This window comes from Nocardioides sp. HB32, assembly GCF_054058995.1.
Map to the genome: position 1 here is coordinate 1848201 of NZ_JBSSBS010000001.1, position 14767 is coordinate 1862967.

The following is a 14767-nucleotide window of genomic DNA, read 5'->3' on the forward strand; positions in this document are numbered from 1 at the left end:
CATGCCCGTACCCCAGCCCGGCATCTTCGCGCTCGGGACGCTGGCGCACTCCTACGTCGAGCTCGACCTCGCCGACGGGGCGTCCGGAGCCGACCTGGTGCGGGAGGTCGCGGACCTCGCCGAGCCGCGGACCACGATGGGCGGCGTCAACCTCGTGACCGGCTTCCGCCCCGAGGTCTGGTCCGGGCCCATGCCTGCCGGCACCCGTGGCTTCACCGAGCCGGTGGCCGGCCCGGACGGGTTCACGATGCCGGCCACCCAGCACGACGCGGCGCTCTGGGTCGCTGGCGGCTCGTACGACGTGGTCTTCGACGCCGTGATCGGCATGCTCGCCGCGCTCGAGGGGGTCGCGGTGCTCGCGCACGAGGTCGTGGGCTGGACCTACCACCGCGACCGCGACCTCACCGGCTTCATCGACGGCACCGAGAACCACTCGGTGCTCGTCAGCCCGCACGAGGTGCTGGTCCCCGACGGCGCCGCCGGTGCGGGCGGCTCGGTGCTGCTCCTCCAGCAGTGGACGCACGAGGCGCGGGCCTGGACCGGCCTCCCCACCGAGCGCCAGGAGCGGGTCATGGGGCGCACCAAGCCCGACAGCATCGAGCTCGAGGACAAGCCGGAGGGCTCGCACGTGGCGCGCACCGACCAGGACGAGTTCGGTCGGATCTTCCGGCGCAACACGCCGTACGGCACGGTCTCCGACCACGGCACCATGTTCGTCGGGTTCGCCGCGGATCAGGGCCCGCTGGCCCGGATGCTCGACAGCATGGCGGGCGTCGGCGGCGTCCGCGACGACCTCACGCGCTACTCGACGCCGCTGACCGGCGGGTACTACTTCGTGCCCTCGGTCGAGGACCTCAGCGCCAGCGGCCGCACCCGGTAGGGCACCTGGGTCGCGAGGGCGATCACCGTCGAGGAGCGCACGATCGCGGGGTGCTCGAGGACGGCGTCGATGACCCGCTGGAGGTCGGCGTTCGACCGCGCCACCACGCGCGCCCACATGTCGCCGGCGCCGGTGATCGTCTGCACCTCGAGCACCTCGGGGATGGCGGCGAGGTGCGCGCCGACCGCGTCGTGCCCGCCCTGGCTGGTCTCCTGACGGATCTCGAGGGTGAGGAACGCCGTCACCGGGAATCCCAGCGCCTCCGGGGAGAGGTCCGGGCCCCACCCGGTGATCACGCCGCTCGCCGCCAGCCGGTCGAGGCGCGCCTGCACGGTGCCGCGGGCCACCCCGAGCCGGCGGGACGCCTCGAGCACCCCGACCCGCGGGTCGGTCGCGAACAGCTCGATCACTCTGCCGTCCAGGTCGTCCATCCGACACCCTCTCGCTGAGCAGGTTGCACAACGTGTCGGCCCACTGTTGCACAGACTGCCCGGTCCGGGCGACGCTTCGGCCATGACGCTGACACCTGACGAGCTCAAGGCCGACCTCACCCTCGAGCAGCTCAAGGAGCTGGTCGGGCTCGTGGAGTACGACGCCGCCAACGACCCGTTCCCGGTGACCGCGCAGGACGCCGTGTGCTTCGTGGTGGGCAACGCGACCCAGACCGCGGCGTACTACCAGCTCGCGCTCGGCATGGACCTCGAGGCGTACCGCGGCCCGGAGAACGGCTGCCGCGACTCGAAGTCGTTCGTGCTGCGCTCCGGGAGCGCCCGCTTCGTCTTCACCGGCGGCGTGACGCCGGACAGCCCGGTGCTCGACCACCATCGCAAGCACGGCGACGGCGTCGTGGACCTCCCGATGGAGGTGCCCGACGTCGACAAGTGCATCGAGCACGCCCGGGCCCAGGGGGCGACGATCCTGGTCGAGCCGCACGACGAGTCCGACGAGCACGGCACGGTGCGGATGGCCGCGATCGCGACGTACGGCGAGACCCGCCACACCCTCGTCGACCGCTCGAGGTACGACGGCCCGTACCTGCCCGGGTACGTCGCCGCGACGACGAAGGTGGTGCGCCGCGAGGGCCACCCCAAGCGGCTGTTCCAGGCCGTCGACCACTGCGTCGGCAACGTCGAGCTCGGCCGGATGGACGAGTGGGTGGCCTTCTACAACAAGGTCCTCGGCTTCACGAACATGGCGGAGTTCATCGGCGACGACATCGCCACCGACTACTCGGCGCTGATGTCCAAGGTCGTCGCGAGCGGCAACCACCGGGTGAAGTTCCCGCTCAACGAGCCGGCGATCGCGAAGAAGAAGTCGCAGATCGACGAGTACCTCGAGTTCTACGACGGCGCCGGCTGCCAGCACATCGCGCTCGCGACCAACGACATCCTGCGCAGCGTCGACATCCTGCGCGACAACGGGGTCGAGTTCCTGGAGACCCCGGACTCCTACTACGACGACCCCGAGCTGCGGGCCCGGATCGGCGAGGTGCGGGTGCCGATCGAGGAGCTGAAGAAGCGCAAGATCCTCGTCGATCGCGACGAGGACGGCTATCTCCTCCAGATCTTCACCAAGCCCATGGGTGATCGGCCTACTGTGTTCTACGAGTTCATCGAGCGGCACGGCTCGCTGGGCTTCGGCAAGGGGAACTTCAAGGCGCTGTTCGAGGCGATCGAGCGCGAGCAGGACGCCCGCGGGAACCTTTGAGCCCCACGGTCTCCCTTCTGGGAGGGAGCAACGCCCCGGCCGCCCCTGGCAGCCGGGGCGTTGATGCGCACCCCGGCGGGCGCTAGCGTCTCGGCCGTGACCCAGATCGGACCCGGGTGGTACGCCGATCCCTGGCAGCAGGCGGGCCAGCAGCCCGTGGTGCGGTGGTGGGACGGCGGGCAGTGGACCGGCCACGTCCAGCCGGTCACGGGCGCGCCGGTGCCGGCGGCGCACGCCGGTCCGCCCACCACGCCCGACGGCGTCGAGCTCGCCGCGTGGGGCCGCCGGGTGGCGGCGTACCTCGTGGACGTCGTCATCCTGGTGCCGGTGATGGTCGTCGCGAGCATCCCGTTCTGGGGAGACCTTGCGGGCCCGATCCGCGACTTCTGGGACGAGACGTCCCGCGCGCTCGACGCCGGCACGGAGCCGCCGTCCTCGTGGGACCTGCAGCGCGAGCTGGCCTCGACGATGATCGTGATCGGGCTGATCAGCTGTGCGATCAACTTCGCCTACCACGTCGGCTTCCTGATGTGGAAGCAGGCGACGCCCGGCAAGCTGGTGCTCGGGATGCGGGTGCGGCGTCGCGACGTGCCCGGCCCGATGCCGCTCGGCACGGTGGTGCTGCGCTGGCTGACGCAGTTCGGCCCGAGCCTGCTCAGCGGCATCACCTACGTCGGGTGGCTGGTCTCGACGTACTCGTTCCTCGACGGCCTGTGGCCGCTCTGGGACGCCAGGCGGCAGGCGCTGCACGACAAGGCGGCCCGCACCAACGTCGTGGTCACCCGCTAGCCGGGTCGACCAGGATCGCGGCGTCAGGCGAGGTCGCCGACGAGCTCCGCCTCGGCCTCCTCGACCCCGTGTGCCGGCAAGGCGCCCTCGAGGGCCCTGCGGATCGTCGGGGTCCCGGCGGCGATGATCGCCACGCCGACCGCGATCGCGACCGCGCCGAACCAGAACGGCGCGTGCACGCCCTGGTGCTCGAACAACTTCATCGCGACGAACGGGCCGACCGCGCCGCCGGTGAACCGGACGAACGAGTACGCCGCGGACGCGACCGGGCGCTCGACGGGAGCGGCACCCATGACGGCCTCGGTCACGAGGGTGTTGTTGATGCCGAGCAGCGCGCCGGCGGCGATGATGCCCGCCATGATCGCCGGCTCGTGCTCGGCGTACATCGCCATCAGCGCGAGGTCGAGCGCGAACAGCGCCAGCACGGCGGTCAGCGTGGGCAGCGTGCCGAAGCGCCGCTGCAGCCCCGGGGCGACGACCACGGACGTGACGGCCAGCAGCACGCCCCAGCCGAAGAACGTCCAGCCGATCTGCATGATCCCGTACGTCGGGAGCGCGAACGGGCCGGCGGCCATCAGCGTGAAGAAGCCGAGGTTGTAGCAGATCGCGACCAGCGCGAGCAGCAGCAGCGCGGGGTGGCGCAGCGCACGGAACGGGTCCGCCAGCGACGTACGCCGTCCCTGGGGCGGGGTCGACGGGAGGAGGAACGCGGTCGCCACGAGGGCGATCGCCATCAGCGTGGAGACGCCGAAGAACGGTGCCCGCCAGGACTGCTCACCGAGCAGTCCACCGAGCAGCGGCCCGGAGGCGATGCCGAGGCCGAGCGCCGCCTCGAACAGGATGACCGCCTGGGCGACCGAGCCCTTCGACGCCTGGACGATGGTCGCCAGTGCGGTCGCGACGAACAGTGCGTTGCCCAGTCCCCAGCCGGCGCGGAAGCCGATGACGGCGCCGACCGTGCTCGAGGAGCCGGCCAGGGCCGCGAAGACGATGATCAGCACCAGGCCGGCCAGCAGCGTGCGCTTCGCGCCGATCCGGCTCGACACCACACCGGTCACGAGCATCGCGATGCCCATCACCGCCATGTAGCTGCTGAACAGCAGCGAGACCTGGCTGCCGGTCGCACCGAGCGAGGCCGCGATCTCCTTGAGGATCGGGTCGACCAGGCCGATGCCCATGAAGGCGATGACGCACGCGAAGGCGACGGCCCACACGGCGCGGGGCTGCTTGAGCAGGGAACTCACGAGCTTCCTTTCCGGAGACTGCTGTCGGTCAGGAGGGCCCGGAGCACGGCGACGGCCGTGGCGAGGTCCTCGGGGGTGATGGTGGGGTGGTCGGCGGCGATGGCGGCGATGTGCTCGCCGTACCGGCGCCGGACCCGGGCCAGCTCGGCCAGGCCGGCGGGCGTCGGGGTGATGACCGCGGCGCGGGCGTCGGCCGGGTTCGGCTCCCGGGTGACCAGGCCGTGCTCGACGAGCTGCGCGACCGAGCCGGACATCGTCGGCTGCGAGGAGCGGTCGAGCTCGGCGAGCTGGGTGATGCCCAGCGGCCCGTGCTCGTCGAGCAGCGAGAGCACCCGGGGGACGGCGGGGAGCTCGAGCTCCCGGCGCACGGCGCGGACCAGGCGGGCGGCCTGCACGACCAGGTCGCTGGCGAGGTCGGCTTCGGTGGTCACCCGGACATAATGCATCGGTAACCGATGTAATTCCCAGTCGGGCAGGATGTGGTCATGGCCACGTACGTCGGGTTCCTCCGTGCGATCAATCTCGGGGCGAACCGGAAGTTCTCGAAGGCCGCCATCGCGGCCGCCGTCGAGAAGGCCGGGTTCGCCGACGTGGAGACCTACATCAACACCGGGAACGTCCGGTTCGACACGACCATGCGCTCGCGGGCCCGGATCGAGGATGCGCTGGAGGAGGCGTTCCGCGCCGACCGCGGCTTCGAGGTGCCGACGATCGTGTTCACCCGGGAGGAGCTGCGCGAGATCGCGGCCGACGCCGAGAGGTTCGCGGACGGCCACGAGGGCCGGCACTACGTGTCGCTGCTGAAGAAGGCACCCACCGCGGCGCAGGTGGCGGCGATCGAGAAGGCGTCGTCGGCCGAGGAGGTGGCCCGGGTGGGCGGCCGGGCGGTGCACCTGCTGCTCGGGCCGAACTACCACGAGGCCAGGCTGACGAACGCCGTCGTCGAGAAGCACCTCGGCGTCGCGACCAACCGCAACCTGACCGTCATCCGGGCGCTGGCCGGGAAGTGGTGCTGACCCGCTGACCGCGCGGCCAGCCCTGAGGTCCTCGTCGTACCTGCGGTGCGCCGGGCCTCACTCGCCCCGGAACACCGGCCTGCGCCCGTCGGCGAAGGCGTCGAGCCCCTCGGTGAAGTCACGCGTGGTGAACAGCGCGCGCTGGCCGGAGTGCTCCCGGTCGAGGGCGGCCTCCAGCCCGGACAGCGTCGCGGCGTTGACCGCCTTCTTGATCCCCGCGAGCGCGATCGGCGGACCGGCCGCGAGGCGCCCGGCGAGCCGGGCGACCAGGGCGGGGAGCTCGTCGTCGGGGACGACGTGGGTGACCAGGCCGGCGTCGAGGGCGGCCGAGGCCGGCAGCGGCTCGCCGAGCAGCGCCATCCGCATGGTCCGGGCCCGGCCGATCGACGCGGCGACGGTCGCCGAGGAGCCGCCGTCGGTCATCAGCCCGATGCGGGAGAACGGCAGCAGGAACGCCGCCGACTCGGCGGCGACGATGATGTCGGACGCCAGGGCGGCCGAGCAGGCGACACCCGCCGCGACGCCGTTCACGGCGGCCAGGACGGGCAGCGGGCAACCGACGACGGCGCGGATCACCCGGTTGGCGCCGTCCATGGTCTCGACCGGGTGCGCCGGCGCGAGCCGGAGCGCCGCCATGTCGGCGCCGGCGCTGAACGCGGCACCGGTGCCTGTGATGACCACGACCCGCACGTCCTCGCGAGCCCGGACGCCCTCGAGCTCGTCGGCGAGCCGGGCCATCATCGGGCCGGTCACGGCGTTCAGGGCCTCGGGCCGGGCGAACGTCAGCGTCAGGACGCCGTCGGCGACCGACGACAGCAGGTCAGGCAATGGTCACTCCTGCGGCCGCCATCTCCGACACGGCCGCCTCGGACGTCGACGGGTCCACCCCGGCGCACAGCGACAAGAGCAACCGGGTCGGGAAGGAGAGCGCGACGGCGTCGAGGGCGGTCGCCCGGACGCAGTAGTCGGTCGCGATCCCGCAGATGTCGATCGCGTCCACCTCGTGCGCCCGGAGCCAGTCCGCCAACGGCACGCCGTCGATCGAGCGCCCCTCGAACCCGGAGTACGCCGCCTGGTGCTCGCCCTTGAGGAAGATCGCGTCGAACGGCTGCGGATCGAGGTTCGGGTGGAAGGCCTCGCCGTCGGTGCCCACCGCGCAGTGCACCGGCCACGAGTCGCGGAAGTCGGGCTCGGACGACCAGTGCGGGCCCGGCGCGACGTGGTGGTCCTTGGTCGCCACGACGTGCGAGTACGCCGGGGCGTCCGGGCCGCCCGTGACCCACGAGTGCAGCAGCGCCCCGATGTCGGCGGCGACCGCCGCGCCGCCCGGGACCGGCAGTGAACCGCCCTCGCAGAAGTCGTTCTGTACGTCCGTCACGAGCAACGCGCGCGTCATGCCTCGACAGTAACCGTCGGGATCACGGGCTCGCCGCGGGACATCTGCTGCGCCGCGACGGGGAGCTCGGCGCGGGCGGCCAGGTGCCGCGCCCGCGCGTCGTCCAGCGACTCGCGCCCCACGATCTCGCCGGACCGCACCAGCGGCACCAGCAGTGACCGGTCGTCGCCGTCGTCGGTCGGCGCCCTGCCGACGCCGATCACCTCGGCCTCGGCCACGCCGTCCGCCGACCGGCGGCGGAGCGCATACTTCCGCCCGCCGACCGAGACCTTGTCGACGCTCCGCTTGGCCACCGACACCATCTCGCCCGAGTCCGACGCCCGGGCGACCAGCTTGTAGACGAACCCGCACGTCGGGTGCCCGCTGCCGGTGACCAGCTGCGTGCCCACGCCGTACCCGTCGACCGGCGCGGCCGCCAGCGCCGCGATCGCGAACTCGTCCAGGTCGCTCGTCACGATGATCCGGGTCGAGGTCGCCCCCAGCGAGTCGAGCAGCGCCCGCACCTGCACCGCCTGGACGGCGAGGTCGCCGGAGTCGAGCCGCACCGCCCCGAGTCCCGGGCCGGCGATCTCGACGCCCGCGCGGATGGCCTCCTCGACGTCGTAGGTGTCCACCAGCAGCGTGGTCCCGGCGCCCAGCGACGCCACCTGCGCCCGGAACGCGTCGGTCTCGCTGTCGTGCAGGAGCGTGAAGGAGTGCGCGCTCGTCCCCGCGGTCGGCACGCCGTACCGCTGCCGGGCCGCGAGGTTCGAGCTGGTCGCGAAGCCGGCGACGTACGCCGCCCGCGCGGCGGCGACCGCGGCCTCCTCGTGGGTGCGGCGCGAGCCCATCTCGATGCAGGGGCGGTCCCCGGCGACCAGCGTCATCCTCGAGGCCGCGGACGCGATCGCCGAGTCGTGGTTGTAGATCGAGAGCAGCACGGTCTCGAGCAGCACCGCCTCGGCGAACGTCGACTCCACGACCAGCAGCGGCGAGTGCGGGAAGTACGCCTCGCCCTCGGGATAGCCCCACACGTCGCCGGAGAAGCGGTACGACGCGAGCCACTCCCGGGTCGGCTCGTCGACGACGTCCTCGAGCACCTCCAGTGTCGCGGCGTCGAACCGGAACGACTCGATGGCGTCCAGGGCCCGACCGACGCCCGCGACCACGCCGTACCGCCGCCCCTCGGGGAGGCGCCGTGGGAAGAGCTCGAACACCGAACGACGGTGGGCCGTGCCGGACCGGAGCGCGGCCTCCAGCATCGTCAGCTCGTAGTGGTCCGTCAGCAGCGCGGTGCTGGGCGAGGTGGAGTTGGACACGGACCTCAGTGTGCCAACATGGAGGCGTGACCGCGCCCGTCGAGGTCGAGCCGACCACCACCTCCGATGAGATCGTCCAGACGGCCAAGCCGTGGGTGACGATCGTGTGGAACGACCCGGTCAACCTGATGTCCTACGTGACCTTCGTGTTCCAGAAGTACTTCGGCTACTCGAAGAAGAAGGCGGAGAAGCTCATGATGGAGGTCCACGAGGACGGCAAGTCCGTGGTCAGCCACGGCAGCCGCGAGGAGATGGAGCGCGACGTGCAGGCGATGCACGAGTACGGCCTGTGGGCGACGATGGACAGGCAGGAATGAGCGCGTTCCAGCGACACCGCCGCAGCAAGCTGATCATCGCGAACTTCACCGGCTTCGAGGCCGACCTGCTGCGCTCGCTGGCCGGCCAGCTCGTCGAGCTCCTGCGCAACGAGGCGGCCGTGCCCCGCGACGACGCGGACCCGTTCGCGGCGATGATGGACTTCTCCGGGCCGACCCAGGTGCCCGAGGACCCGGTGCTCGCCCGGCTGTTCCCGACGGCGTACCCGAACGACGAGGAGGCCGCCGCGGAGTTCCGGCGCTTCACCGAGGGCACGCTCCGGGACGGCAAGGCGAAGGCCGCGATCACGATCATCGACGGGCTCGAGGAGGCCGGGCTGCCCCCCGAGCTGACCGAGGAAGGGCTGATGATCGACGTCGAGCTCGACGAGGCCACGGCCGAGACCTGGCTGCGGTCGTTCACCGACCTGCGCCTGGCGCTGGCCACCCGGCTCGAGATCGAGGAGGGCGACGAGGGGTACTGGCACTCGCTCCCGGACGACGACCCGCGCGCCCAGGCCCACGACATCTACGAGTGGGTCGGCTACCTGCAGGAGACGCTGGTCGAGGCGCTGAGCAAGTGAGGGCCAGCTGATGCCGATCCCGCCGTTCATCGCCGACCTCCGGGCCATGGTCGGCACCCACGAGCTGTGGCTCCCCGCCGTGACGGCGGTGGTGCGCCGGGGTGCCCCCGGTGACCCTGGTGACCTGGAGATCCTCCTCACCCTCCGCGCCGACAACGGCGCGTGGGCGCCCGTCACCGGCATCCTCGACCCGGGTGAGGAGCCCGCGATCGGCGCCGCCCGCGAGGCTCTCGAGGAGACCGGGGTCGTCGTCACCGTCGACCGGCTGGCCTCGGTGAGCGCCAGTCCGCAGGTGGTGCACGGCAACGGCGACCTCGGCATCTACCTCGACCTCACCTTCGACTGCAGCTGGGTGAGCGGCGAGGCCCGGGTGAACGACGACGAGAACACCGACGTCCGCTGGTGGCCCGCCGATGCGCTGCCCCCGATGTCGGACTGGCTGCTCGAGCGGATCGAGGACGTCCTCGCAGGTGAGACGGCGACCAGGTTCCGGCGCCCGTCCTCGTAACCTTGGGCCGTGCTGACCATCGACCGCGCGACGTACGACGCCATCGTCGCGCACGCCAGGCGGGACCACCCCGACGAGGCCTGCGGCATCGTCGCCGGCCCGGAGGGCAGCGACCGCCCGGAGCGGTTCGTCGAGATGGTCAACGCGGCCGGCAGCCCGACGTTCTACGAGTTCGACTCCACCGACCTCTTCCAGCTCTACAAGGAGATGGACGAGAACGGCGAGGAGCCGGTGGTGATCTACCACTCCCACACGGCGACCGAGGCCTACCCGAGCCGTACCGACATCGGGCTGGCGATGGAGCCGAACGCCCACTACGTGCTGGTCAGCACCCGTCTGCACGGGAATAACGAGGGCCCGGTGGAGTTCAGGTCGTACAGGATCGTCGACGGCGAGGTGACCGAGGAAGAGGTCACCGTCGTGGACGAGCAGACAGACTGAGGAGTCACACCCATGGCCATCGAGGTCCGGATCCCGACCATCCTGCGCACCTACACCGCCGGCGAGAAGGCCGTCACCGGTGAGGGCGCCAGCCTGAGCGCGCTGATCGACGATCTGGAGGCCAACCACCCCGGGATCAAGGACCGTCTCATCGAGGGCGGTGACCTGCGCCGCTTCGTCAACGTCTACGTCAACGACGAGGACGTCCGGTTCATCGGCGGTCTCGAGGCCGAGCTCAGCGACGGCGACCAGGTCGTGGTGCTGCCGGCCGTCGCCGGTGGCTCCCGGTAGGCATGACCCGCTTCGACAACCTCCTCGCCTCCGTCGGTGGTACGCCGCTGGTGGGGCTGCCGCGGCTGTCCCCGACGCCCGACGTACGCCTGTGGGCCAAGCTCGAGGACCGCAACCCGACGGGCTCGATCAAGGACCGCCCGGCGCTGAGGATGATCGAGGAGGCGGAGAAGGACGGCCAGCTCCGTCCGGGCTGCACGATCCTCGAGCCCACCTCCGGCAACACCGGCATCTCGCTGGCGATGGCCGCGAAGCTCAAGGGCTACCGGATCGTCTGCGTGATGCCGGAGAACACCTCCGAGGAGCGCCGCCAGCTGCTGCGCATGTGGGGCGCCGAGATCGTCTCCTCGCCGGCCGCGGGCGGCTCCAACGAGGCGGTCCGGGTCGCGAAGCAGGTCGCGGCCGAGCACCCCGACTGGGTGATGCTCTACCAGTACGGCAACGCCGCGAACGCCCTCGCCCACGAGCAGGGCACCGGCCCCGAGCTGCTCGCCGACCTGCCGTCGATCACGCACTTCGTCGCGGGCCTCGGCACCACGGGCACCCTGATGGGCGTGGGCCGGTTCTTCCGCGCGGCCCGGCCCGAGGTGCGGATCGTCGCAGCCGAGCCGCGGTACGGCGAGCTCGTCTACGGACTGCGCAACCTCGACGAGGGCTTCGTCCCGGAGCTGTACGACGCCTCGCTGATCGACTCCCGCTTCTCGGTCGGGCCGCGCGACGCGGTACGCCGGGTGCGCGAGCTGCTCGAGCTCGAGGGCATCTTCGCCGGCATCTCCACCGGTGCGATCCTGCACGCCGCGCTCGGCCAGGCCGCCAAGGCGGTCCGGGCCGGCGAGCGCGCCGACATCGCGTTCGTGGTCGCCGACGGTGGGTGGAAGTACCTCTCGACGGGCGCCTACGAGGGCACCGTGGACGAGGCGGAAGACCGCCTCGAGGGTCAGCTCTGGGCCTGATCGGGGCCTGGTGTGGGCCTGGTGTGGGGCTGATGTGACCGTGGGCGGGATCCCCGGTTCGCCGGGTATCACCGCACTCACCGGGCGTTGCAATGCCCGGGAAGCGCAGGAATCCCCGGTTCGCCGGGTATCCCGACGCGCCCCCGGTCAGCCCTGATCCAGCCTGGCGGGTTCGGAGCGCACCAGGTCCTCGTCCGGCTCCATCATCGAGCGCGCGGCTGACAGCGTGGCGTCGAGGTAGGAGCGGCACCCCTCCGCGTCGCCGAGCTCGAGCGCGTACATCGCCGCGGTCACGCCCTGCACGATGTTGTCGTTGATCTCGACGGCCTGCCGGCGACGCAGTTTGACCTCGCTCAGCCGCACGGCGGTCGCCTCGCGCTCGCGCTCGGCGAGGTACTGCTCGGTGATGTCGATGCAGGTGCCGCGCATCCGCTCGGGCGCGCCGTCGGGGCCCATGATCACCTGGCCGTTGGAGTGCAGGAACCGCTCCTCACCGTCCGGCCGGGTGATCCGCTCGATCATCTCGTAGGGCTCGCCGGTGGCGTACGCGTGCTGGTGGATCCCCTGGATCCGGTCCCGGTCGTCGGGGTGGATCATCGACAGGAAGCGCTCGTACGTCGCGTTGAACGCCTGCGGCTCGTAGCCGTAGATCCGGAACAGCTGGTCCGACCAGCGGTTCGTGTCGGTCGGGATGTGCCAGTCGTAGTCGCCCATGTTGGCCAGCCGCTGGGCGTTGTCCATCCGCTGCTGCAGGAGCTCCAGCTCCTCCTCGGCCCTCATGCGCCGATTGTGGACCTCTCAGCGGCTCACCGTGAGCGTTTGGGCGGAGTCGAGGTCGCGGTCCCAGCACGGCGGTAGCGAGGGCGTGGAACACCCGACCACCTTGACCGGCGTGACCGTCATCTCCCGTGACCTCGGTCGCGTGCCCTGCGGTTCGGGGGCGCGAGGACCTAGCCTTGCGTGCTGTGCACACCATGACGGGCCCGGGGACGGTCGACGCTCCCATCGGCATCTTCGACTCGGGCTTCGGCGGCCTGACCGTCGCGCGGTCCGTCATCGACCAGCTGCCGCACGAGTCGATCGTGTACGTCGGCGACACCGCCCGCCAGCCGTACGGGCCCAAGCCGATCGGCGAGGTCCGGGAGTACGCCCTCGAGTGCCTCGACCACCTGGTCGAGCAGGGCGTCAAGGCGCTGGTCATCGCCTGCAACTCCGCCTCCGCGGCGATGCTCCGCGACGCGCGTGAGCGGTACGACGTCCCGGTGGTCGAGGTGATCCTCCCTGCCACCCGGCGCGCGGTCGCCGCCAGCCGCACGGGCCGGATCGGCGTGATCTGCACCCGGGCCACGGCCGAGTCGCTGGCCTACGACGACGCGTTCGCGGCCGCGCCCCACGTCCAGCTGTCCACCCGCGCCTGCCCGCGCTTCGTCGACTTCGTCGAGGCCGGCATCACCGGCGGCGATGAGCTGATCGGCGTCGCGCACGAGTACCTCGACCCGCTGATCACCGAGGGCGTCGACACCCTGATCCTCGGCTGCACGCACTACCCCCTGCTGACCGGCGTCATCTCCTACGTGATGGGCGACAACGTCACGCTGATCAGCAGCGCCGAGGAGTGCGCGAAGGACGTCTACAAGATGCTCACCCGCACCAGCCTGCTGCGGCCGGGCGGCGACCCGACGTACTCCTTCCTCACGACCGGCTCGCCCGAGGAGTTCGCGACCATCGGGCACCGGTTCCTCGGGCCCGAGCTGGCCGGCGCCCGCCAGTTCGTCGGAGGCCTCGCGTGAGGCTGACCGTCGTGGGCTGCAGCGGCTCCTATCCGGGGCCGCACTCGCCGGCCAGCTGCTACCTCCTCGAGGCCGAGCACCCCCGCGATCCGGCGGGCCGCACCTGGCGGGTGCTGCTCGACCTCGGCAGCGGCGCGCTGGGTGCGCTGCACGTGCACGCCGACCCGCTCGCCGTCGACGCCGTGCTGCTCAGCCACCTGCACGCCGACCACTGCCTGGACCTGTCCGGCTACTACGTGATGCGCAAGTACCACCCGTCCGGCGCCCAGCCGCGCATCCCGGTCTGGGGTCCCGCCGGCACCGCGGACCGGATGGCCCGGGCGTACGACCTGCCCCTGGACCCGGGCATGCACCACGAGTTCGACTTCCGGGAGTGGTCCGGGCCGATCGAGGTCGGGCCGTTCTCGGTCACCCCGGTGCCGATGGCGCACCCGGTCGACGCGTTCGGCCTGCGCGTCTCCGCCGACGGCGTGACCATCGCCTACACGGGCGACACCGGGCCCACCCCGGCCCTGGAGGACCTGGCCCGCGACGCGGACCTGTTCCTCGCCGAGGCGTCGTTCCGCTCGGTCGACACCAACCCGCCCGACCTGCACCTGACCGGCGCCGACGGCGGCCGGGTCGCCAGGCGCGCCGGCGTACGCCGCCTGGTCCTCACCCACGTGCCCCCGTGGTTCGACCCCGCGGACGCCCTCGCCGAGGCCGCCGCCGAGTACGACGGCCCCATCGAGCTCGCCCGGGCCGGCGCCGTCTACGACCTCTGAGCCCGGCCATCTCCCGTCGAGTGACGTGAACTGGTCGTGAATCGGCCCTCCGGGCAGCCAGTTCGCGTCACTCGACGGGTCAGGACAGGCCCGCGTCGTGCACGCAGATCGCGATCTGCACCCGGTTGGTGACGTGCAGCTTGTCGAACAGCCGGGACACGTGCGCCTTCACGGTCGGCACCGAGAGGTAGAGGTCCCGGGCGATCTCGGCGTTGCTGAGGCCCCGACCCACGGCGAGGGCGACGTCCCGCTCGCGCTCGGTGAGCAGCGCCAGCCGCGACTCCGCCTCGGTCGCTCGGGCCGCCGTCGCGCTGGCGTTGTCGTCGGGCTCGTCCCGGAGCCGCCGGATCAGGGTGCGGGTGACGGACGGCGAGAGCATCGGCTCGTCCTCGACGACCTTGCGGATCGCGTCCACGATCTGCGGGGGAGGGGTGTCCTTGAGCAGGAACCCGTCCGCGCCCGACGCGAGCGCCTCGACGACGTGCTCGTCGGCGTCGAACGTGGTCAGCACGATCACCCGCGGCGGGTCCGGGCGGCTGTGCAGCGCTCGGGTCGCCTCGAGGCCGTCCAGGCGCGGCATCCGGATGTCCATCAGCACCACGTCGGGCTCGAGCTCCCGCGCCAGGCGGACGCCCTCGTGGCCGTCACCGGCCTCGCCGACGACCTCGATGTCCAGCTCGCCGCCGAGCATCAGCGCGAGCGCCGAGCGCACGAGCGGGTCGTCGTCGACGAGGAGGACGGTCGTCATGCTGGTGCGGGGTCCCTGCGGAAGGCCGTGCCGGGCGAGCACTT

At 71.8% G+C, this 14767-nt stretch carries 20 protein-coding genes; 12 read left to right on the forward strand and 8 right to left on the reverse strand.

What is annotated here, in order from left to right; translation table 11 throughout:
- The first annotated feature begins 1 nt into the window (after position 1).
- Complete coding sequence (locus tag ACVW2K_RS09405; RefSeq protein WP_457202331.1) at positions 2 to 880, forward strand: Dyp-type peroxidase; 879 nt, start codon at positions 2 to 4, stop codon at positions 878 to 880.
- On the opposite strand, the gene ACVW2K_RS09410 is transcribed toward ACVW2K_RS09405, so the two are convergent.
- Entirely contained in the window at positions 829 to 1311 is a 483-nt protein-coding gene (locus ACVW2K_RS09410) for an Lrp/AsnC family transcriptional regulator (protein WP_028638966.1), read from the reverse strand. The two genes, ACVW2K_RS09405 and ACVW2K_RS09410, sit on opposite strands and share 52 nt — an antisense overlap.
- An 82-nt stretch (positions 1312 to 1393) precedes the next feature.
- Between ACVW2K_RS09410 and hppD the strand changes: the two genes are divergently transcribed.
- Both hppD and ACVW2K_RS09420 read left to right on the forward strand, forming a co-directional pair.
- Positions 1394 to 2587 carry a 4-hydroxyphenylpyruvate dioxygenase gene (hppD, locus tag ACVW2K_RS09415; RefSeq protein WP_457202332.1) on the forward strand — a complete coding sequence of 398 codons (1194 nt, stop codon included), beginning with the start codon at positions 1394 to 1396 and terminating at the stop codon, positions 2585 to 2587.
- A 96-nt stretch (positions 2588 to 2683) separates the two neighbouring features.
- Positions 2684 to 3376, forward strand: a complete 693-nt coding sequence (locus ACVW2K_RS09420) for an RDD family protein (protein WP_457202333.1) — start codon at positions 2684 to 2686, stop codon at positions 3374 to 3376.
- 23 nt (positions 3377 to 3399) lie between these two features.
- On the opposite strand, the gene ACVW2K_RS09425 is transcribed toward ACVW2K_RS09420, so the two are convergent.
- Together ACVW2K_RS09425 and ACVW2K_RS09430 are read right to left on the reverse strand one after the other, a co-directional pair.
- Entirely contained in the window at positions 3400 to 4620 is a 1221-nt protein-coding gene (locus ACVW2K_RS09425) for an MFS transporter (protein ID WP_457202334.1), read from the reverse strand.
- The gene (locus ACVW2K_RS09430) at positions 4617 to 5051 is read right to left on the reverse strand and encodes a MarR family winged helix-turn-helix transcriptional regulator (RefSeq protein ID WP_028638962.1); all 435 of its coding nucleotides are present in this window, start codon (positions 5049 to 5051) and stop codon (positions 4617 to 4619) included. Before ACVW2K_RS09430 ends, ACVW2K_RS09425 begins: the two co-directional genes overlap by 4 nt.
- Before the next feature lie 54 nt (positions 5052 to 5105).
- On the opposite strand from ACVW2K_RS09430, the gene ACVW2K_RS09435 reads away from it, so the two are divergent.
- A complete protein-coding gene (locus tag ACVW2K_RS09435) occupies positions 5106 to 5636 on the forward strand; it encodes a DUF1697 domain-containing protein (RefSeq protein ID WP_457202335.1) in 531 nt (176 codons plus the stop codon).
- Between the two features lie 57 nt (positions 5637 to 5693).
- Here the strand turns inward: ACVW2K_RS09435 and ACVW2K_RS09440 are convergent, their stop codons facing one another.
- Genes ACVW2K_RS09440 through ACVW2K_RS09450 form a run of 3 tightly spaced genes read right to left on the reverse strand, consistent with a single transcriptional unit; the run spans position 5694 to position 8330 of the window.
- A complete protein-coding gene (locus ACVW2K_RS09440; protein WP_457202336.1) occupies positions 5694 to 6464 on the reverse strand; it encodes an enoyl-CoA hydratase in 771 nt (256 codons plus the stop codon).
- The gene (locus tag ACVW2K_RS09445; RefSeq protein ID WP_028638959.1) at positions 6457 to 7032 is read right to left on the reverse strand and encodes an isochorismatase family protein; all 576 of its coding nucleotides are present in this window, start codon (positions 7030 to 7032) and stop codon (positions 6457 to 6459) included. The genes ACVW2K_RS09440 and ACVW2K_RS09445 overlap by 8 nt, the downstream gene beginning before the upstream one ends.
- A complete protein-coding gene (locus ACVW2K_RS09450) occupies positions 7029 to 8330 on the reverse strand; it encodes a nicotinate phosphoribosyltransferase (RefSeq protein ID WP_457202337.1) in 1302 nt (433 codons plus the stop codon). The genes ACVW2K_RS09445 and ACVW2K_RS09450 overlap by 4 nt, the downstream gene beginning before the upstream one ends.
- Positions 8331 to 8356: 26 nt before the next feature.
- Between ACVW2K_RS09450 and clpS the strand changes: the two genes are divergently transcribed.
- From clpS to ACVW2K_RS09480, 6 genes are read left to right on the forward strand one after another with little or no spacing between them, the layout of a single operon-like run.
- Positions 8357 to 8647, forward strand: a complete 291-nt coding sequence (clpS, locus tag ACVW2K_RS09455; protein ID WP_028638957.1) for an ATP-dependent Clp protease adapter ClpS — start codon at positions 8357 to 8359, stop codon at positions 8645 to 8647.
- Positions 8644 to 9228 (forward strand): DUF2017 domain-containing protein, encoded by a 585-nt coding sequence (locus ACVW2K_RS09460; RefSeq protein ID WP_457202338.1) that lies wholly within the window; start codon positions 8644 to 8646, stop codon positions 9226 to 9228. Before clpS ends, ACVW2K_RS09460 begins: the two co-directional genes overlap by 4 nt.
- Before the next feature lie 10 nt (positions 9229 to 9238).
- Positions 9239 to 9736 carry an NUDIX hydrolase gene (locus tag ACVW2K_RS09465; RefSeq protein ID WP_457202339.1) on the forward strand — a complete coding sequence of 166 codons (498 nt, stop codon included), beginning with the start codon at positions 9239 to 9241 and terminating at the stop codon, positions 9734 to 9736.
- A 9-nt stretch (positions 9737 to 9745) separates the two neighbouring features.
- A complete protein-coding gene (locus tag ACVW2K_RS09470) occupies positions 9746 to 10177 on the forward strand; it encodes a Mov34/MPN/PAD-1 family protein (RefSeq protein ID WP_028638954.1) in 432 nt (143 codons plus the stop codon).
- A gap of 12 nt (positions 10178 to 10189) precedes the next feature.
- Positions 10190 to 10468, forward strand: coding sequence for a MoaD/ThiS family protein (locus ACVW2K_RS09475; protein ID WP_028638953.1), 279 nt, complete (start codon positions 10190 to 10192; stop codon positions 10466 to 10468).
- Positions 10469 to 10470: 2 nt separating this feature from the next.
- Positions 10471 to 11421, forward strand: coding sequence for a PLP-dependent cysteine synthase family protein (locus ACVW2K_RS09480; RefSeq protein WP_457202340.1), 951 nt, complete (start codon positions 10471 to 10473; stop codon positions 11419 to 11421).
- Between the two features lie 147 nt (positions 11422 to 11568).
- On the opposite strand, the gene ACVW2K_RS09485 is transcribed toward ACVW2K_RS09480, so the two are convergent.
- Positions 11569 to 12201 (reverse strand): PAS domain-containing protein, encoded by a 633-nt coding sequence (locus ACVW2K_RS09485; protein ID WP_457202341.1) that lies wholly within the window; start codon positions 12199 to 12201, stop codon positions 11569 to 11571.
- A gap of 194 nt (positions 12202 to 12395) precedes the next feature.
- Here ACVW2K_RS09485 and murI point away from each other — a divergent pair, with 194 nt between their 5' ends.
- Together murI and ACVW2K_RS09495 are read left to right on the forward strand one after the other, a co-directional pair.
- Positions 12396 to 13211, forward strand: coding sequence for a glutamate racemase (gene murI, locus ACVW2K_RS09490; protein WP_036571711.1), 816 nt, complete (start codon positions 12396 to 12398; stop codon positions 13209 to 13211).
- On the forward strand, positions 13208 to 13975 hold the full coding sequence (locus ACVW2K_RS09495; RefSeq protein WP_457202342.1) for an MBL fold metallo-hydrolase: 768 nt from the start codon (positions 13208 to 13210) through the stop codon (positions 13973 to 13975). Before murI ends, ACVW2K_RS09495 begins: the two co-directional genes overlap by 4 nt.
- Before the next feature lie 79 nt (positions 13976 to 14054).
- On the opposite strand, the gene ACVW2K_RS09500 is transcribed toward ACVW2K_RS09495, so the two are convergent.
- A complete protein-coding gene (locus ACVW2K_RS09500; RefSeq protein ID WP_028638948.1) occupies positions 14055 to 14723 on the reverse strand; it encodes a response regulator in 669 nt (222 codons plus the stop codon).
- Positions 14724 to 14767 lie beyond the last annotated feature (44 nt).